The organism is Rhizobium sp. BK399 (genome assembly GCF_014194695.1).
Taxonomy (GTDB): domain Bacteria; phylum Pseudomonadota; class Alphaproteobacteria; order Rhizobiales; family Rhizobiaceae; genus Rhizobium.
This window is the reverse complement of sequence record NZ_JACIAH010000001.1, coordinates 381,274-399,377: the sequence shown is the minus strand read 5'-3', so window position 1 is coordinate 399,377 and position 18,104 is coordinate 381,274. Positions and strand designations below refer to the sequence as shown.

The window sequence follows — 18,104 nt, the reverse complement described above, 5'->3', positions numbered from 1 at the left end:
AGCCTCCGCAAAGGCGCGGAAATGGCGCGCCCGAATTCAAGGAGGCGCGTGATGCCACAGGGGGCGTCGTTATTCAAGGCTTGCAACGAAAAATGCTGCGGGCGCCATTGGCGCCCGCATTTCTGTTACTCGGCGGCCAACGCCTGAGGTATCTCTTCCTCGTGCTCGGTCTTCTTCTTGCCTCCGAGGCTGAGCAGCCAATCGTTTAGCCTGCCCATTTCGACGAAGATGACCGGGGTGATGAACAGCGTCAGCGCTTGCGACACTATAAGACCGCCGACGACGGCAATGCCGAGCGGCTGACGCAGTTCCGAGCTTGCGCCGGTCCCCAGCGCGATCGGAAGCGCGCCGAGGAGGGCGCAGAAGGTCGTCATCATGATCGGCCGGAAGCGTCGCACGCAGGCTTCGTGGATCGCCTCCGATGGCGACATGCCGTTACCGGAACGCAGGTTCTCAAGCGCCACGTCGATCATCATGATTGCGTTCTTCTTGACGATGCCGATCAGCATTAAGAGGCCGATGAGCGCGATGATCGAAAGATCGAAGCCCATCACCTTCAGCGCCAGCAACGCGCCGAGTGCCGCAGCCGGTAGGCCGGAAAGGATCGTCAACGGGTGGATGAAACTCTCGTAGAGGACACCCAACACAACGTAGATCGTCAGTACCGCCGCCAAGATCAGCAGCGGGGTGTTGCCCTGGGACTGCTGGAATATCTGCGCGGTGCCGCCATAGGACGTGAAGACGTCCGCTGGCATATTGATATCCTTCTTGATCTGGTCGATCGCAGCTGTGGCGTCGCCGAGCGCTTCGCCCGCCGGCAGGTTGAAGGAGATGGTCGTCGAGACCAGCTGACCGGTCTGGTTGATCGTCACCGGCCCCGTCGTGCGCTGCACCTTCGCGAAGTTCGACAGGGGAACCAGAGCGCCGCTGTCTGAAGCGACGCGGATTTCCTGAAGCTTCTGATCGTCCCACGGCTTACTCGTGTCGTATTCCACGATCACGTCATAACTGTCGCCGGTCGATTGGATCTGGGCGGCGGTGTATCCGCCAAACGATTCCTGCAGGGTCGTCCGCAATTGCCCATCGGTGATGCCGAAGGCCGCCGCCTTCTCCGTATCGACAACGATATTGGCTTGCAGTGCGTTGTTCTGCGCGTCCGAAGCGACGTCAGTGAAGCGCGGATCGGCATGCATCGCCTGCTGGATCTTGTTCGCCCAAACGTTTGTCTGATCAGCGCTGAGCGCCTGAACGACCAGCTGATATTGGCTCGCGGTCTGGCGGCCGCCGAAGCGGAGGCTCTGCTGCGGCGTTATATACGCTTGAAGGCCGGGGATCTTCCCGATGCTCGTCCTCAATTCCCGCAGTGTCTGGTCAAGCGGCGGACGCTGATCCTTGTCCTTGAGCTCGACGTACATGGTGCCGTTGTTGAGTGGACTGCGCGCATTGCCGCCGACGATCGACATGACATGGTTGACGGCAGGGTTTTGTTTCACGAGTTCCGCCGCCTGGTTCTGCAATGCCTGCATCGCGGGATAGGAGATATCCTGACGAGCGCGCGTCGAGATGTTCAGGCGACCGATGTCTTCGGTAGGGAAGAAGCTCGATGGCAGCGTCATGAAGAGATAGACGGTCAGGCCGATCGACGCCACGAACAGGGTGAGGATGGCGGGACGATGCTTCAGGCACCAACCGACCGATCGCTCGTAGCCTCTGAGGGTTCGTTCAAAGCCGGCATCGAACCAGCGGATGAAGAAGGGCGGCCGATCGTGGCCGCTGCCTAGCCGCGACGCCAGCATCGGTGTCACCGTGAGCGAAACGATTGCAGAGGCAACAATCGCGATTGCAACGACCATGCCGAACTCATTGAAGATGCGGCCGACGACACCGCCCATCAACAGGATCGGGATAAAGACGGCTATCAGAGACACCGACATCGAAATGATGGTGTAGCTGACTTCGCCGGCACCTTTGATCGCCGCGTCGAGAACCGGCATGCCTTCCTCGACATGCCGGAGGATGTTTTCCAACATGACGATCGCGTCGTCGACGACGAGGCCGACCGCAAGCGTCAATCCGAGCAGCGAAATGTTGTCGATGCTGTATCCGAGCACGTACATCATGCCGAAGGTGGAAATCAGCGACAGCGGCACGGCGAGCCCGGGAATGATCGTCGCCGTCAGATGGCCTGTGAAGAGGTAGATGACCAGGACGACGAGGCCGATCGTCAGCATCAGAGTGAACTTCACGTCGCTGATCGCATCTTTGATCGGCTGGGCGGAGTCGTTCATGACCTTTGTTGAAACAGAGGCGGGAATCTCTGCGTGCAGACCCGGCAGCTTCGCTCTGATTGCGTCGACGACCTCCACGGTATTGGCATCGGGCTGGCGTTGAATGGCGAGGATGATGCTGCGGTTGCCGTCATACCAGCTGCCGGTATTTTGGTTCTCGACGCTGTCTTGCACGTCGGCGACATCGCCGAGGTGGATCGGCGCGCCGTTCGGGTTGGCAATGACGAGTGTCCGGAATTCATCGGCATTGGTCCGCTGCGTATTCGCATTGATCGTCATGCTCTGTGTATCGTTTTGCAGAGAGCCGACAGGAACCTGACTGTTGGCCGCGACCAGCGCCTTGTTGACGGTATCGATACCGATGCCGCGGTTGAGAAGCTTGTTGGGATCGACTTCAACTCGCACCGCGTAGGTTTGCGCGCCGAAAACCGAAACCTCAGCGACGCCGGGAAGCGTCGAAAGGGACGGGGAGATGATGTCCTCGGCGATCTCGTCGAGCTTGCTACGGGGCATGGTGTCGCTCTGCACCGCAAGCAACATGACCGGCGCGTCGGCAGGGTTCGTTTTCCGATAGCTCGGCGGAGTCGTCATGTTATCCGGTAGCTGGCGGGTCGCGTGCGAGATCGCCGCTTGAACGTCTGCCGCCGCTGCATCGATGTTGCGGTTGAGGTCGAACTGCAGAACGATGCTGGTGTTGCCGAGCGAGTTGGTGGCACTGATCTCGCTGATGCCGGGAATGGTCTGGAACTGCTTGATCAGCGGCGTGGCGACCGACGTTGCCATCGTCTGCGGCGAAGCGCCGGTCAGCGCGGCCGACACATTGATCGTCGGGAAATCGACCTGCGGCAGTGCTGCCACCGGCACGAGCTGATAGCCGGCAAGGCCGGCAAGCACGACGCCGATGGCAATCAGCGTCGTTGCGACAGGACGTCGGATACAGAAATTCGGTATCATTCTTCCGTGCCCGCTGTAATGATTTCGGTCTTGCCTGCGGCTTGATCAGCCGAAGCAACGTTCAATGCCTTGTCGTCGAATTGTTCCTTGACCGGCTGCTGATCGACGAGCTGCGCCTGTCCTTCGATGATGACGTGGTCGCCTTCCGAGAGGCCATCCGAGATTGCCGTGAAGCCGCCGTTTGCTCGCGCCACGGTGACAGGCGTCACGCGTGCCTTCCCATCGCGGGCGACAATTGCGAAGAAGCCGTCCGCACCGGGGCTCACCGCAACGGTCGGGACTACGACCTGCTGTTCGTTGTTGTTGAAGTGGACCACAATGTTGACTGACTGTCCGGGCCACAGCGCACCGGAAGCATTCTCGAACTTTGCCTTGGCAAGGATAGTGCCAGATGCCGGATCCACGGTGTTGTCGTAGAAGCTGATATGGCCCTGGCGCGGTTTTGCCTTGTCGGACTGGGGAACTGTGCTGACGTCCACTGGCCCTGCGGCGAGGGCAAGCTTCAGTTGCCGGAGGTCGCGCTCCTGCAGGTGGAACTTCACATAGATCGGATCATATTTTGCGATCGTTACGATCGCCGAGCCGGCGTTCACGAAGGCGCCAGGGCTTACCGAGATATCGCCGAGGCGCCCGTCGAACGGAGCGCGGATATCCGTATGCTCCAGCATTACCTGATCGGCGGCCAGTCCTGCTTTGTCGGCCTCGACAGTAGCCGCTGCCGTGTCGCGTGCCGCCTTTGCCTGATCATAGCTCTGCTGCGTGCCGGCCTTTGACGTCAGCAAGTCGTTGGCGCGTGCCAGCGCGGTTTCGGATTCCGCCAGGGTTGCCTGGTCACGGACGACCATGGCGCTGTCCTTGTTGACCGTTGCCTGGGCGGTGCGGGCATCAAGCTCGACGATCAGATCTCCCTGTTTGACGGTGGCTCCATCCGACGCGAGGATCTTTGTAACAATGCCCTGTTCCTGGGCGGCGATCGTCGTGTTGTCATCCGCGTCGGCCCAGCCAGAAGCCGTTACGTCCCGGGGCAGGGTAGTCTTCACCGCTGCGACCGTCTTGACCAATGTTGGTCCGCCGTTGCGATTGCGGCCTTTGCCGCCGTTCTTCTGATCACCGGACTTCTGCGATGCATCGCCTGTCGTTTGGCGACCACCATCGGCGGTATCGGCCTGTTGTGACTTGGGTAAAAATTGCGAAAGATAAGGGATGCGCTCCCTGTATTGCCATGCGCCGACGCTGGCAGCAGCGAGGATGCAGACCGTGACAAATAGTTTCTTCATAAGCGAGACCGGGTTGGTGCAAATTGCGCGGAAATCGAGGCTCTATTGAACCACGCTTATTACGGCGCAAAAAAGACACAATTGCCGAACCGACCATCACTAAGTGGTTATAATGGCTTAAATTTTTGTAATGAAAGAATGTGCTGAATGACATTTATTGAGCATCGGCGATGTGCCGCTGCCCGCGCTTTTGCAATTTCTTCTTTTCGATCAGACGGATCGCGCCGCCCCACCATCGCAGCGCACAAGACTGCCGGTGATGTAACTCGCCTGCTGGCTGCAGAGGAAAGCGGCGGTTGCCGCAAACTCTTCGACCGTTCCGTAGCGGCCGACGGGAATCGCAGCTTGCTTTGCGGCGCGGATTTCTTCGAGGCTTTTGCCAGTCCGTTTGGCGGCGGCTCCATCGAGGTCATCGGTCCGGCTAGTCAGAATGCTCCCGGGAAGTAGGAGATTCGATGTGATTCCAAAGCGCGCGACCTCTGTTGCCAGCGTTTTGCTCCAGCCGGCGAGGGCGGGGCGTAGGGTGTTTGAAAGGGCCAGATTGCCAATGGGCTCAATGACACCCGATGATGCGACGGTGAGGATACGTCCCCAGCCCTGTTCCTTCATGGATGGCAAAAGCACATTGGTGAGGGTAATGACCCGCAGAACCATCGAAAAGAAATAGGTTTCCAGCTTCTCGGACGTCATATCCTGCGTCGTCCCCGGAGTTGGGCCGCCGGTGTTGTTGACTAGAATATCGACCCCGCCAAGCTTGGCTTGTACCGCGGCGGTCACTGTTTCCACGAAATTCTCATCGGAAAGGTCAGCCCAGATCCAATCGGCTTTGCCGTTTCCTTCAGCATTGATGGCGCGGCAGTTCGCCTCCAGCGTCTCGCCGCTGCGGCCACACAGGAGAACGTGTGCTCCCTCACGCGCCAAAGCCACGGCGATGCCATGACCCAATCCGCGCGACGACGCCAGCACCAGCGCGCGTCTACCCTTGATGCCGAGATCCATGCCAAATTCCTCCAATCGCTCCTCTCTCTATACGGCGCTGCGACCGGAGACGAAAGCGGTGTCGGTCATTTGTTTATCATTTGACGTTTACGTAAACGGTATATAATTATTTGATCCTAGAAATGCTGTTGCGCGAATTGGGGGATTCGCTGTCGTTTCCCGGCTCGACAATACGCCCCTGTTTTGACAAGAGATAACCCCATCAAGGGGAATATGGCCGCAATGTCGGCCAAGCGGAGATGGATGCATGACCGATACGACTGAGCTGCCCGAACGCGAAAGCATGGAATTCGACGTGGTGATCGTCGGTGGTGGTCCTGCGGGGTTGTCGGCTGCGATCCGTCTGAAGCAGGTCAATCCGGAGCTGTCGGTCGTCGTGCTCGAAAAGGGGGCTGAAGTCGGCGCGCACATTCTGTCGGGTGCCGTGGTCGATCCTATCGGCATCGATCGTCTGCTGCCCGGCTGGCGCAACGAAGCCGACCATCCGTTCAAGACCGAGGTGACAGACGACCACTTCCTAGTGCTCGGTCCGGCCGGCTCTGTGCGTCTGCCGAACATCCTGATGCCGCCGCTGATGAGCAACCATGGGAACTATATCGTCTCGCTCGGCAATGTCTGTCGTTGGCTGGCCACCAAGGCTGAGGAACTCGGCGTCGAGATCTATCCGGGCTTCGCCGCAACCGAAGTCCTCTACAATGACGAAGGTGCGGTGATCGGTGTTGCCACCGGCGACATGGGCATCGAGAAGAACGGTGAGCCCGGCCCGAACTATACCCGCGGCATGGCACTGCTTGGCAAATACGTTTTGATCGGCGAAGGCGTGCGTGGTTCGCTCGCCAAGCAGCTGATCGCCAAGTTCGATCTGTCGAGGGATCGTGAGCCGCAGAAGTTCGGCATCGGCATCAAGGAACTCTGGCAAGTGAAGCCTGAGCACCACAAGCAGGGTCTGGTGCAGCACTCCTTCGGCTGGCCGCTCGGCATGAAGACCGGAGGCGGCTCCTTCCTTTACCACCTCGAGGACAATCTTGTCGCCGTCGGCTTTGTCGTCCACCTGAACTACAAGAATCCCTACCTCTATCCCTTCGAGGAATTCCAGCGCTTCAAGACGCATCCGGCCATTCGCACCACTTTCGAGGGCGGCAAGCGGCTTTCCTACGGCGCGCGTGCCATCACCGAAGGCGGCTATCAGTCGGTGCCGAAGCTTAGCTTCCCTGGCGGCGCGCTGATCGGCTGTTCGGCGGGTTTCGTCAACGTGCCGCGCATCAAGGGCAGCCACAACGCCGTGCTGTCGGGCATGATGGCGGCGAACCGCATCGCGGCGGCGATCGCCGCTGGTCGCGCCAATGATGAGGTTGTCGAGATCGAGAACGACTGGCGTTCAAGCGACATCGGCAAGGACCTGAAGAAGGTGCGTAACGTCAAGCCGCTGTGGTCGAAGTTCGGCACGGCGGTCGGCGTCGCACTCGGCGGGATCGACATGTGGACGAACCAGCTCTTCGGTTTGTCGATCTTCGGCACGCTGAAGCACGGAAAGACCGACGCGGCCTCGCTGGAGCCGGCCTCGCAGCACAAGCCGATCGCTTACCCGAAACCCGATGGTGTCCTCACCTTCGATCGTCTGTCCTCGGTGTTCCTGTCGAACACCAATCATGAGGAAGATCAGCCGGTGCATCTGCAGGTCAAGGACATGGCGCTGCAGGTCTCGTCCGAGCACGACATTTTTGCCGGTCCCTCGACCCGCTACTGTCCGGCCGGTGTTTACGAGTGGGTAGAGAAGGACGGTAAGGAAACCTTTGTCATCAACGCCCAGAACTGCGTCCACTGCAAAACCTGCGACATCAAGGATCCCAACCAGAACATCAACTGGGTGCCGCCGCAGGGCGGCGAGGGCCCTGTTTACCCGAATATGTAAGAGGCCGGCATGGGCAGCGCCTGCATCATTCGGCCGGCGCGTCTCGATGAACTGCCGCGCTTGACGGAGGTCGAAATCGACGCCTTCGCAACGCTGGCGGAGGCGCTTGGCGTGGTCGGGGAAGCGCACACGCTACCGCTGGATGTGCTGCGAGGGTCGCTCGATGCGGGCCTGCTGCTCGTTGCCGTCGATGATGGTGATCGTCCGGTCGGTTTTCTAGCGGCGGAGGAGATCGAAGGTACGCTCTATGTCATCGAACTGGACGTCTGCCGGGAAACGCAGCGTAAGGGAATTGGGCGGCGCTTGATGGGGGCTGCGGTCGAGATCGCCGAGGCGCGCCGGCTGCCGGCTCTGACGCTGACAACGGATCGCTACGTTCCCTTCAATGCTCCCTTCTACGCCTCCCTCGGCTTTACGTTGCCGAAGGTGGAGGCCGTGCCGCAGTTCCTGCAGAAAAAGCTGGATCACGAACTCGCTGTCGGGATGGATCCGGAACGGCGGGTTGCGATGATTCTTGCGCTTTGAAGCGGCAATCACCAGCGCAAAGAGGCAATGCATTGCCAAAAACTGGAAACAGGTCGGCGGAGTGACCGCCGACCCGTGGGCCGAGCTATCGGCGCGAAGCGATGCCGGTCGAGAGTGCCACGCCGAGGCCTGTGATAACGGCAGCTGCAATCTCTGCGATACCGATCTCCTCCCCAAGCAGCAGGCCGCCGCCGATCGTTGCGAGCACCGGTGTGATCGCCGTAAAGGCGGCAGCCTGTGTGCCGCCCAGTGCATGAACAGCAAGCCCATAGGCGACAGTCGCAACAAGGCCGGACAGGATGCCTTGGCTCAGGATCTGCAGGCCGACTTCGGTTAACGGAGCGCTGGCGATCGAGGTGCCGAACATGACCGCGAAGCCGACATGGATCAGGAAGGACCAGATGGCGATGAGCGCACTGGCCTGCAGTGCCGTCAGACCGGAGCGGCGGAAGGCATGAGTGTAGCTTGCCCAAAGAATTGCTCCCATCGGCAAGAGGACAAAGCTGCTCCAGGGTAGAGCCGCACCGGCGAGGCTGCAGACCAGCAAGATGGCCACGCCCGCAACGATTGCGACAAGACCGAGTGCACGCATGGGGTCCGGCCGTTCCCGGAAAACAAGGACGCCAATGAGCGCGGTGGCGAGCGGCATCGAGCCGCCGAGCAGGATACCGGCAGCCGAAGCCGGCGTGGAGTGAATGGCGGACGTGGTCAGCTGGAAGAACGCCGCGCCCGCGCCGGCGACCATCGTGACGAGCAGCCCGACCGGCACGCCCTTCGGCAGCAGTCCCGTCTTCAACCAGACAGGCGCGAGAACCAATGCCGGAATGCCGTAGCGGATTAGACCAATATCGATCGTGGTAAGTTGCGTTGCTGCGCTGTGGCGGGTTGCGAGGATCCATGCAGCCCAGATCAGAACCGTGACGACGGCACCGGCATATCCGACCGTCGTCGAGGTGGCCTTTTCGTTGTTGGCAAAGGTTACGGCACTCATCGATGTCTCCTCTCATGATCGTCCGGAGGTGGCCCGGTTGAGAGAAGATTAGGCGGAAATGGTCAGGCATGTCCTTGCTATCTCTGCCCTCAGAAGGTTAGCGTGAGCAACTATCTGCCAAAATTCCATAAGGATTTTATCGAGCATGCCAAATCTGGATAAATTCGATCTGGCGATCCTCAAGTGCCTACAGGAGGATGCGCGAGCGACCAACGTGGATATTGCCGAAAAGGTCAATCTCTCGCCGTCGCCTTGCCTGCGTCGCATCCGCAACCTCGAAAAGACGGGCGTCATTCGCGGCTACCGCGCCGACATCGATCGCAAGGAAGTCGGCCTCGGCCTGACGGTTTTCGTCGAACTCAAGGTCGCCCACCACAGCCGCGAGAACGCGCGGGCGCAGGAGGCAGCGTTGCTCGCCATCCCGGAAGTGGTTTCCTGCTTTCTGATCTCTGGAACGGCAGACTTCCTGGCGGAGGTCGTGGTCGAGGATCTGGCGGCCTATGAGCGGCTGCTGACCGACACGCTGCTGACCTTGCCGAATGTCAGCGACATCCGCTCGAACTTCGCCATTCGAAGCATGAAAACCCACGGAGCGCTGAAGTTGCCGGAGCCGAAATAAGAAACGGGGCCGATCAGGCCCCGCTTCATTCTTACAGCAGCGTCCCGCTGAGGATCAGCAGCGCGACCGAGAAGTAGATCACCAGCCCGCTCACATCGACGAGCGTCGCGACGAACGGAGCCGAAGCGCTTGCCGGATCAAGCCGCAGCCTCTGCAGCACGAAGGGCAGCATCGAGCCAGCCAGCGAGCCAAAAGTGACGATGCCGATCAATGCAGCGAAGATCGTTACACCGACAAGGACCCAATGCTCGCCGTAGTCATAGAGTCCGATATTCTGCCAGAGCAGAATGCGGACGAAGCCGACGAGGCCAAGGATCGCCCCGAGCACTATGCCGGTCGGCAGTTCGCGCAGCAGCACACGCCACCAGTCGGAGAGCTTGAGCTCCCCGAGCGCCAGCGCCCGGATGATCAGCGACGTTGCCTGCGACCCGCTATTGCCGCCCGAGCTCATGATCAGCGGCACGAACAGGGTCAGCACGATTGCCTTCTCCAGTTCGCCTTCGAAGTGCTGCATGGCGCTTGCCGTCAGCATTTCGCCGAGAAACAGGGCGCAGAGCCAGCCAGCACGCTTGCGGATCATCCCGGCGAAGCCGATCTTCATGTACGGCTTGCCAAGCGCTTCCATGCCGCCGAACTTCTGGGCATCTTCTGTCTGGTCGGCGATCATCGTGTCGATCACGTCGTCGACCGTGACGATGCCGAGCATGTGGCCGTCATCGCTTACGACGGGCAGGGCGAGCAGATTATGCTTGCGGATCAGCCGGGCGACATCTTCCTGCGTCATCAGCGGATCGGCACGCACAACCCCTTCCTTCTGCGCAACAGTCAGCACGGATTCACCGGGATCGCCGGTGATGAGGCGGCGGAGCGTGACGACGCTGGTCAGCACGCGGCTGACGGCATCGAGCACATAGATGGCATAGACCGTCTCGCGCGACCGCTCGACCTTGCGCACATGTTCCAGCGTCTGCTCGACCGTCCAGGTGTCCGGCACGCTGACGAACTCCGTCGTCATGATGCTGCCAGCCGTGCGGGGCGGGTAGGCCATCAGGTGCTGGACGGCGAGACAGGTCGTGCGGTCGAGCCGCAAAAAGAGATGGGCCCGAGCTTCCTCGTTCATTTCCTGAAAGAGGTCGGCAACACGGTCGTTCGCAAGAGCGTTCAGCAGCCGTGAGGCGTGCTCGACCGGCATGTCGGCAAGGATTGCTGCTGCGTAATGCAACTCGGGTCGGCCCAGGATACGCACGGCCTTTTGCTGCGGCAGCGTAACCAGGATTGCTGCGGCTTCGGATATTTCAAGTGTGTTCAGCTGCTCGACACGCTCTGCCGTGGTGATCGGTCCGAGGTGGTCGCTGCTGAAGAAACGAGCGGCATGGCCCGCCCGCAGTGGGAAGCGATTGATGTTCATAAGCTCGCCTTTCCGTCGATCCGCCGTAGCGTCCAACGGGCGAGCCCGACAGAGTCAGGTCAGCGCACGAGGGCCGCGTACGGCAAAGGCAATCGACTGCTACTGTCGCTTGGCATCGTGATGATGGCTCCGTTGATATCCGCGGAAAACGGACGTAATCCGCGTAAGGCTGTAGGTGGTCTCAATCGGCAAAAAAGTCAAGCGCTTGAGGTGCTTGGTGCCAGAATGCCGCACCCTCGGCGCGGCACCCGTTTGGCACTCTCCGCCGGTCGATGACCGGTGTTAAAAACCTTCCAGGACAAGTTTTCCTTTCGTCCGTCCGCTTTCGATCATTGCATGCGCCTTTTTCAGGTTCGTGGCGTTGATTGGGCCAAGTGTCTCGCTGAGCGTCGTGCGGATCTTGCCGGCATCGACCAGCTCGGCGACCTTCTCGAGCAGCTTGTGTTGCTCGATCATGTCGGGGGTACCGAAGAGCGGCCGTGTGAACATCAGCTCCCAATGGATCGATGCGGCCTTGCGCTTGAACGGCATGATGTCGAGCATCTTCGGATCATCGATCAGAGCGAAGCGGCCCTGCGGCGCAATCACGTCCACGATCTCCTTGATGTGCTGGTCGGTGTTCGTCGTTGAGAACACAAAGCCGGGATCGCCAAGTCCAAGCGCTGTGACCTGTGCCGCGATCGGCTGCGCGTGATCGATCACGTGGTGGGCGCCGAGTTCCTGGGTCCATGCGCTCGTCTCGGGACGGGACGCCGTCGCGATGACCGTCAGGTCGGTCAGGGCGCGTGCGATCTGGATCGCGATCGATCCGACGCCGCCGGCGCCGCCGATAATGAGAACGGCACGAGCGGCCCCAGGAACCGGATCATGTACCCTCAGCCGGTCGAAGAGCGCCTCGTAGGCGGTGATCGACGTCAGGGGCAAAGCGGCAGCCGATGCGAAGCCAAGGCTCTTCGGTTTGTGCCCCACGATCCGCTCGTCGACGAGATGAAATTCGGCATTGGTGCCGGCCCGGCTGATCACACCGGAGTAGAAGACCTCGTCGCCTACCTTGAAAAGCGTCACTTCTGGGCCGATTGCCTTCACGACGCCGGCAGCATCCCAGCCAAGCACCTTCAGTTCCTCACTGGTCGGCGCCACGCCGGCGCGCACCTTCACGTCGACCGGGTTGACGGAAACCGCCCTGATCTCGACCAGGAGGTCGCGGCCTTTCGCTTCCGGGACTGGCAGATCGACGTCGATGAGAGAGGTCTCAGCGGAAATAGGCTGGGGAACCTTGTAGGCGACTGCGCGCATGGGAAACTCCTGTGTTCGTTTGCACAGAGGCTAGATGCGTCTTATGTTCGATACCTGCAAGAATGCACAAATTCTGTACGTAGTACCAAAAAGGATACTGTCAAATGTCGCTTCCCCGCGCCAAGCTGACCCGCAATTTTCCGGGTTGCCCCGTTGAGGCGACATTGAGTTTTCTCGATGGAAAGTGGAAGGGGGTGATCCTCTTCCATCTGATGGGCGGGACGTTGCGCTTCAATGAGCTGCGCCGCAAATTGCCCTCCGTCACTCAGCGGATGCTCACCAAGCAGCTGCGTGAACTCGAGGGCTCGGGCCTTGTTTCGCGGACGGTCTTTGCGGTCGTTCCGCCGCGCGTCGACTATGCGTTGACGCCACTTGGCCTGACGTTGAAGCCTGTCATCAAGGCGCTTGCCGTCTGGGGTGAGGAAAACGTCTTCTGCCTGCCCGATGGTCGCTATCTTCGGGATGTCTCGGCCGACTCAACGACTGCGGCGATCAAGGCTTAGGGACGCAGCGAACACAAAGATGCCGATGAACGACAGGATCGCGCCGACATAGCCCGTCGCGGCGAACCCGTAGCCCCCGGCAATCACGAGGCCGCCCAGCCAGGCGCCTAGCGCGTTCGCAATGTTGAACGCTGAGTGATGCGATGCCGCAGCAAGTGTCTGCGCGTCCGCGGCGACGTCCATCAGGCGGGTCTGGACGGCTGGACCGGCTGCGAAGCCGCAACCGATGCAGAAAACGCAAAGCGCCAGCATGAACGGATTGGCGGCGGTCAGGGAGAACAATGTCAGCACGACGATGTTGAACACGAGGCTGCCGCCGATCGTCCCCATTAGCGACTTGTCGGCCAGCCAGGAGCCGACGACATTGCCGACATTCATGCCGATGCCGAAGATGATCAGCATCACGGCGACCATGCTCTCGGGCAGCATGGCGACCTGTGTCGTCGTGGGCGCGATGTAGCTGAACATGGCAAACATCCCGCCGAAACCGACGGATGCCGTCGCAAGCGTCAGCAGTACTTGTGGGCGCTTGAAGGCGCCGAGCTCGCGTTTGAAGCTTGCGCCTTCGGCGACGCGGTCGCGCGGCACGTAGTACCAGATCAGCGCGACCGTCAGAAGGCCGATGATACCGACGATCGTAAAGGCAAGGCGCCAGTTGAGTGACTGCCCGAACACGGTCGCAAGTGGTGTCCCGAGCAGGGTCGCAACCGTCAATCCGAGCATGACGCGACCGACGGCGCGGGCGCGCTTGTGCGTCGGCACCATCGAGGCCGCCACGATCGCTGCAACACCGAAGTAGGCTCCGTGCGGCAAGCCGGTGATGAAGCGCATCAGCGTGAAGCTTTCGAAGGTCGGCGCCATCGCGCTCAAGATGTTGCCGATCGCAAAGATGCCCATCACCAGCAGGAGCAGCGAGCGGCGGGCCATCTTCGCGGCAAGCACGGCAATGATGGGTGCGCCGACGACGACGCCCAGTGCATAGGCGCTGATCACGTAGCCTGCCTGTGGCGTTGTGACCGAAAAGGTGTCGGCAACGTTGGGCAGGAGGCCCATGATCGCGAACTCGCCGGTGCCGATTCCAAAGCCGCCGCAAGCGAGCGCCAGTTGCACGAGCGCGATAGCCATTGGCGACGGGGCGGTGTCTACCGGATTGACGTCGATGGAATCGTTTACGGCGACCTGGCTCAAGAGGCACTCCTTGGCATTCGATGCGTGACGTACGGACAAGGCGCGGGCGCAGCCAGAACCGGTCGGCCAGAGATGAAGGGAAATGGAGGCATCCTCCACTATCCCATCTATCGATGATTGACCGCCAGGCGTCGAGTGCATTTTCTGCAGTGCAGCGTCGCCCGATATGCATACGTCCCTTGCAAATTCGGCGGTGCTGCTGCCGATCTCGGCGTTCGTAAAACAGGCTTTAGCTTGAAATCGTGGGTGTAAGGACCATCTCTTAGCAGCGCCGGACAGGTCGTCGCTTCTTGCTGCGGACAACGGGAACCATATGAAACTTATTGGCTTTTTCAATCGCGATGGCGGGACTTTCAGGACCACCGATATGGAAGCCTATGAAAACCGGGCCGAAGCCGTGTTCAGGGAGGCTGGCCACGATTTCAATGCGATCGTCTTTTCCGGCAAGGAGATCGTGCCAGCCATGGAACGGGCCGCCCGCCGTGACGATATCGATGGCATCGTCGCCGGTGGCGGCGACGGGACGATTTCCGCGGCAGCTTCGATAGCCTGGAAGAATGGAATTGCACTTGGCGTCGTGCCGGCCGGGACAATGAACCTCTTCGCACGCTCGCTGCGCGTTCCGCTCGACATTTGGATGGCGTTGGAGACGCTGGCCTTTGGCGAAGTCGATCACGTCGACATCGCCAGCGCGAATGGTCGGCCATTCATTCATCAATTTTCAGCTGGGCTTCATGCGCGCATGGTGCGCTATCGAAATTCCTATACCTACCGCTCGCGTTTTGGAAAGATCGGGGCAAGCGCTCGTGCCGCTCTTGGCGTCGTGTTCAATCCGCCCGAATTCGAGGTGGAGTTTGCAGCGGGGGGCGTCTATGAGCGTCGCCGAGTTTCCGCGGTGTCGATTTCGAACAACCCCTTCGGTCAGAACGCCTTGCTCTATGCAGACTGCCTCACCAGCGGCGAACTGGGGTTCTATACCGCCAAGCCGCTGAAACCGATCGGCGTCGCGCGTCTCGCGGTCGACCTCTTGCGAGGCAAGGTGAGGGAGAACGCAGACGTCATGGTCATGCATCCAGCGGAGGTGCATCTGCACTTTCCGAAGCTGCCTTCAAAGGCGAACTGCGTGATGGATGGCGAATTGCGTCCGCTAGAGCGTGACGTTACGCTGAAACTGCATCCCGGCGAACTCAAGGTATTGGTCCGGCAAGGACTTGCGGCGCAGGTTGATGAGGCCGAGCGACGCGAAATTGCTCCCTAGCAGTTGCAATCATCTGCCGGATTCGGATCGGCCGCCTTGCCGTCGGATCAAATGAACCCTCGGCCCGCTTCCAGGGGTGACCATTACAGACGAGACAGGTAGGTGCGGTAGTCGAAATCCGAGACTGTGCGCAGGTAGGTGATGGCCTCCTTGCGCTTCGTGTCGCCGTAGAGTTTCTGATAGGGCTCGCCGAATATGTCGGCGATGAACGGCGAGAGACGGAAAGCGTCGACTGCCGTCAGGAAGTCGTGCGTCAGTTGTGCCGTGTGTCCAGGTGTATGGGATGGCGTCGTGTCCTCGCCGGGGTCAAGCTCGAAATCGATGCCGAGCAACATACCCCCGAGGATAGCGGCAAGCAGCAAGTAGGGATTTGCATCGGCGCCTGCCACGCGGTGTTCGATACGAGCGGCTGGGCCGTTCAGATCGGGTATGCGGACAGCGGTGCCTCGATGGCCGTATCCCCAGGTGAGGTCGACGGGAGCGAACGAGCCGGGCTGGAAGCGGCGATAGGAGTTGGCAAACGGCGCAAAAACGAGCTGCGCCTCGCGCATGGTTTGAAGCAGGCCGGCGCAGACGGATTTCAGCTTGCGCGGTTCACCATGTTTGGCATCCAGAATATTCCGTCCGTCCTTGTCGATGACGCTGGCATGTACATGAAGGCCGGAGCCGGCATGATCGGAGTATGGCTTGGCCATGCAGGTGGATTTCAGCCCGTGCTTGCGTGCAGCCTGTTCCACAATGCGCTTCAGATAGATGCAGTCGTCGGCTGCCGCGAGCGCGTCTGGTCGATGCAGCAAGTTGATCTCGAACTGTCCGGGGCCGAATTCCGCCGTCGTCGCATCGGCCGGCAGCCCTTGCGCCTTTGCATAGGCGCGCACGGTCTGCAGATAGTCATCGAGCGCATCAACAGCGCTCATGTCGTAGAGTTGAAAGCCGTTCGCTTCCCCTTGATAGGTGAGGCTGACCGGCGGCGAGGGGCGGCCAGTCTCACGCCAGTTCGGATCGACTACGTAGAACTCCAGCTCAGTCGCCACAACCGGTGTGAGGTCGCGCTCATCATACCGCTTCAGCACTGAGGCAAGAATCGCTCGAGGGTCCATGAAGCTTGGCGTGCCGTCGAATTCATGCATCGTTGCAAGGACCTGCATTGACCCTTCCGGCGCCCATGGCATTGGCGTCAGGCTGCGTTCGTCCGGAATGCAATTGCCGTCCGGGTCGCCGACGGAAAGCGAGAGGCCAGTGATGTCATCGTTGTCATCGCCCCAGATGTCGAGCGACTGCGTGGAGGAGGGAAGGCGGACTTCGCCGGCCCAGATTTTGTTCTGGGCGTCGAGTGGAATCTGCTTGCCGCGCAGGTCGCCATTCATGCCGACGAGCAGGAGCTCGATGCGCGCGTTACCGCTCGCTGCTGTACCGTGATCCGTGTCCTCTGCCATGATCTTGAAAATCCCCTCGGAGAAGGCCAAGCTCGTAGCCTATTGAGATGAGGCTTTCAATTCCGAAGGTGTTTTGCAAATCATGTCCGATACTTACGCACGCTCAAACCTCGCTGCCATCGACGCGGCGCATCACCTCCATCCTTTCTCGGACATGCGGAAGCTGAATACTGACGGCACGCGCATCATCCAACGCGGCGAGGGTGTCTACATCTGGGATAATCAGGGCAAACGGTATCTGGACGGATTTGCCGGATTGTGGTGCGTCAACGTCGGCTATGGCCGCAAGGAAATCGCCGACGCCGTCGCACGGCAGATGAACGAGCTGCCCTACTACAACACGTTCTTCGGCACGACGACGACACCAACGACGCTGCTTGCCGAAAAAGTCACATCCCATGCCGGGCCGCATTTCAATCACGTGTTTTTCACCGGTTCGGGTTCCGAGGCAAACGACACATGGTTCCGGATGGCGCGCGTCTATTGGAGCGCGGTCGGCAAACCCTCGAAGAAGGCCGTCATTGCTCGTAAGAACGGCTATCACGGTTCGACCGTCGCGGGCGCTAGCCTCGGTGGCATGAAATACATGCACGAACAGGGCGACCTGCCGATACCGGGCATCGTCCATATCGGACAGCCTTATTGGTACGGCGAGGGCGGTGACCTCTCACCGGCTGAGTTCGGCCTCAAGGTGGCCCGCGAGCTGGAAGTGAAGATCGACGAACTCGGCGAGGAGAATGTCGCGGCCTTCGTGGCAGAGCCGATCCAAGGGGCTGCAGGTGTCATCATCCCGCCGGCGACCTATTGGCCGGAGATCGCCCGCATCTGCAAGTCACGCAACATCCTGCTTGTTTGCGATGAAGTGATCTGTGGCTTCGGCCGTCTCGGGGAGTGGTTCGGCCACCAGTATTTCGGCGTCGAGCCTGATTTGGCGCCGATCGCCAAGGGGCTTTCGTCGGGCTATCTTCCGATTGGTGGCGTCCTCGTCGGTGACCGCATCGCTAAGGTGCTGATCAACGAGGTCGGAGACTTCAACCACGGCTTTACCTATTCCGGCCACCCTGTCTGTGCCGCCGCAGCCCTCGAAAATCTCCGTATCATCGAGGATGAAAAGCTCGTCGAACGCGTTCGAAGCGACATTGGCCCCTATTTTGGCAAGGTCTGGGGAGCGCTTGGCGAGCACCATCTCGTCGGAGAGGCCGTCAATGTCGGCCTCATGGGAGCGCTTCAGTTGACAGCCGACAAGGCAAGCCGCACCCGCTTCGAAAAGCCGGATGCGATTGGCGCGCTGGTCCGCAATCATGCTCTCGCAAGTGGACTTGTCCTGCGCGCCACGGGAGACAGGATGCTTGCTTCGCCGCCGCTTGTCATCACCCACGAGGAGGTGGACGAAATGGTGCGCATCGCGAAGATCGCGCTTGATGCAGCATGGCGGGAACTGCGCAGCTAA

14 protein-coding genes are annotated in these 18,104 nt (G+C 60.4%); 6 read left to right on the top strand and 8 right to left on the bottom strand.

Annotated elements, in window-relative coordinates; all coding sequences use genetic code 11:
• Nucleotides 1-125 precede the first annotated feature (125 nt).
• From FHT97_RS02050 to FHT97_RS02040, 3 genes are all read right to left on the bottom strand, one after another.
• Entirely contained in the window at nt 126-3,242 is a 3,117-nt protein-coding gene (locus FHT97_RS02050; RefSeq protein WP_183859542.1) for an efflux RND transporter permease subunit, read from the bottom strand.
• A complete protein-coding gene (locus FHT97_RS02045; RefSeq protein WP_183859540.1) occupies nt 3,239-4,519 on the bottom strand; it encodes an efflux RND transporter periplasmic adaptor subunit in 1,281 nt (426 codons plus the stop codon). Before FHT97_RS02045 ends, FHT97_RS02050 begins: the two co-directional genes overlap by 4 nt.
• Before the next feature lie 210 nt (nt 4,520-4,729).
• A complete protein-coding gene (locus tag FHT97_RS02040) occupies nt 4,730-5,518 on the bottom strand; it encodes an SDR family oxidoreductase (RefSeq protein ID WP_183859538.1) in 789 nt (262 codons plus the stop codon).
• Nucleotides 5,519-5,765: 247 nt separating this feature from the next.
• Between FHT97_RS02040 and FHT97_RS02035 the strand changes: the two genes are divergently transcribed.
• Together FHT97_RS02035 and FHT97_RS02030 are read left to right on the top strand one after the other, a co-directional pair.
• Nucleotides 5,766-7,430, top strand: a complete 1,665-nt coding sequence (locus FHT97_RS02035; RefSeq protein ID WP_183859536.1) for an electron transfer flavoprotein-ubiquinone oxidoreductase — start codon at nt 5,766-5,768, stop codon at nt 7,428-7,430.
• A 9-nt stretch (nt 7,431-7,439) separates the two neighbouring features.
• Nucleotides 7,440-7,955, top strand: a complete 516-nt coding sequence (locus tag FHT97_RS02030) for a GNAT family N-acetyltransferase (protein WP_183859534.1) — start codon at nt 7,440-7,442, stop codon at nt 7,953-7,955.
• A gap of 85 nt (nt 7,956-8,040) precedes the next feature.
• Here FHT97_RS02030 and FHT97_RS02025 read toward each other — a convergent pair whose 3' ends face one another.
• A complete protein-coding gene (locus FHT97_RS02025; protein ID WP_183859532.1) occupies nt 8,041-8,946 on the bottom strand; it encodes a DMT family transporter in 906 nt (301 codons plus the stop codon).
• Nucleotides 8,947-9,091: 145 nt separating this feature from the next.
• Here FHT97_RS02025 and FHT97_RS02020 point away from each other — a divergent pair, with 145 nt between their 5' ends.
• A complete protein-coding gene (locus FHT97_RS02020) occupies nt 9,092-9,565 on the top strand; it encodes an Lrp/AsnC family transcriptional regulator (protein WP_183859530.1) in 474 nt (157 codons plus the stop codon).
• Between the two features lie 31 nt (nt 9,566-9,596).
• Here the strand turns inward: FHT97_RS02020 and mgtE are convergent, their stop codons facing one another.
• Both mgtE and FHT97_RS02010 read right to left on the bottom strand, forming a co-directional pair.
• On the bottom strand, nt 9,597-10,973 hold the full coding sequence (gene mgtE, locus FHT97_RS02015) for a magnesium transporter (RefSeq protein ID WP_183859528.1): 1,377 nt from the start codon (nt 10,971-10,973) through the stop codon (nt 9,597-9,599).
• 282 nt (nt 10,974-11,255) lie between these two features.
• Complete coding sequence (locus tag FHT97_RS02010) at nt 11,256-12,269, bottom strand: zinc-binding alcohol dehydrogenase family protein (protein WP_183859526.1); 1,014 nt, start codon at nt 12,267-12,269, stop codon at nt 11,256-11,258.
• A 104-nt stretch (nt 12,270-12,373) separates the two neighbouring features.
• Here FHT97_RS02010 and FHT97_RS02005 point away from each other — a divergent pair, with 104 nt between their 5' ends.
• Nucleotides 12,374-12,772, top strand: a complete 399-nt coding sequence (locus FHT97_RS02005) for a helix-turn-helix domain-containing protein (protein WP_183751740.1) — start codon at nt 12,374-12,376, stop codon at nt 12,770-12,772.
• Here FHT97_RS02005 and FHT97_RS02000 read toward each other — a convergent pair.
• Nucleotides 12,746-13,960 (bottom strand): MFS transporter, encoded by a 1,215-nt coding sequence (locus FHT97_RS02000; protein ID WP_183859524.1) that lies wholly within the window; start codon nt 13,958-13,960, stop codon nt 12,746-12,748. The genes FHT97_RS02005 and FHT97_RS02000 overlap by 27 nt on opposite strands.
• 313 nt (nt 13,961-14,273) lie before the next feature.
• Here FHT97_RS02000 and FHT97_RS01995 point away from each other — a divergent pair, with 313 nt between their 5' ends.
• Nucleotides 14,274-15,218, top strand: coding sequence for a diacylglycerol kinase family protein (locus FHT97_RS01995; protein ID WP_183859522.1), 945 nt, complete (start codon nt 14,274-14,276; stop codon nt 15,216-15,218).
• An 83-nt stretch (nt 15,219-15,301) separates the two neighbouring features.
• Here FHT97_RS01995 and FHT97_RS01990 read toward each other — a convergent pair whose 3' ends face one another.
• Nucleotides 15,302-16,684, bottom strand: a complete 1,383-nt coding sequence (locus FHT97_RS01990; protein ID WP_183859519.1) for a glutamine synthetase family protein — start codon at nt 16,682-16,684, stop codon at nt 15,302-15,304.
• A 52-nt stretch (nt 16,685-16,736) separates the two neighbouring features.
• Here FHT97_RS01990 and FHT97_RS01985 point away from each other — a divergent pair, with 52 nt between their 5' ends.
• Complete coding sequence (locus FHT97_RS01985; RefSeq protein WP_183859518.1) at nt 16,737-18,104, top strand: aspartate aminotransferase family protein; 1,368 nt, start codon at nt 16,737-16,739, stop codon at nt 18,102-18,104.

Bases quoted from the DNA above. Each gene is read 5' to 3' on its own strand.
- FHT97_RS02035 (WP_183859536.1), top strand. From the start codon at position 5,766: ATGACCGATACGACTGAGCTGCCCGAACGCGAAAGCATGGAATTCGAC.
- FHT97_RS02045 (WP_183859540.1), bottom strand. From the start codon at position 4,519: ATGAAGAAACTATTTGTCACGGTCTGCATCCTCGCTGCTGCCAGCGTC.
- FHT97_RS02050 (WP_183859542.1), bottom strand. From the start codon at position 3,242: ATGATACCGAATTTCTGTATCCGACGTCCTGTCGCAACGACGCTGATT.
- mgtE (WP_183859528.1), bottom strand. From the start codon at position 10,973: ATGAACATCAATCGCTTCCCACTGCGGGCGGGCCATGCCGCTCGTTTC.
- FHT97_RS02010 (WP_183859526.1), bottom strand. From the start codon at position 12,269: ATGCGCGCAGTCGCCTACAAGGTTCCCCAGCCTATTTCCGCTGAGACC.
- FHT97_RS02030 (WP_183859534.1), top strand. From the start codon at position 7,440: ATGGGCAGCGCCTGCATCATTCGGCCGGCGCGTCTCGATGAACTGCCG.
- FHT97_RS02025 (WP_183859532.1), bottom strand. From the start codon at position 8,946: ATGAGTGCCGTAACCTTTGCCAACAACGAAAAGGCCACCTCGACGACG.
- FHT97_RS02020 (WP_183859530.1), top strand. From the start codon at position 9,092: ATGCCAAATCTGGATAAATTCGATCTGGCGATCCTCAAGTGCCTACAG.
- FHT97_RS02005 (WP_183751740.1), top strand. From the start codon at position 12,374: ATGTCGCTTCCCCGCGCCAAGCTGACCCGCAATTTTCCGGGTTGCCCC.
- FHT97_RS01985 (WP_183859518.1), top strand. From the start codon at position 16,737: ATGTCCGATACTTACGCACGCTCAAACCTCGCTGCCATCGACGCGGCG.
- FHT97_RS02040 (WP_183859538.1), bottom strand. From the start codon at position 5,518: ATGGATCTCGGCATCAAGGGTAGACGCGCGCTGGTGCTGGCGTCGTCG.
- FHT97_RS01995 (WP_183859522.1), top strand. From the start codon at position 14,274: ATGAAACTTATTGGCTTTTTCAATCGCGATGGCGGGACTTTCAGGACC.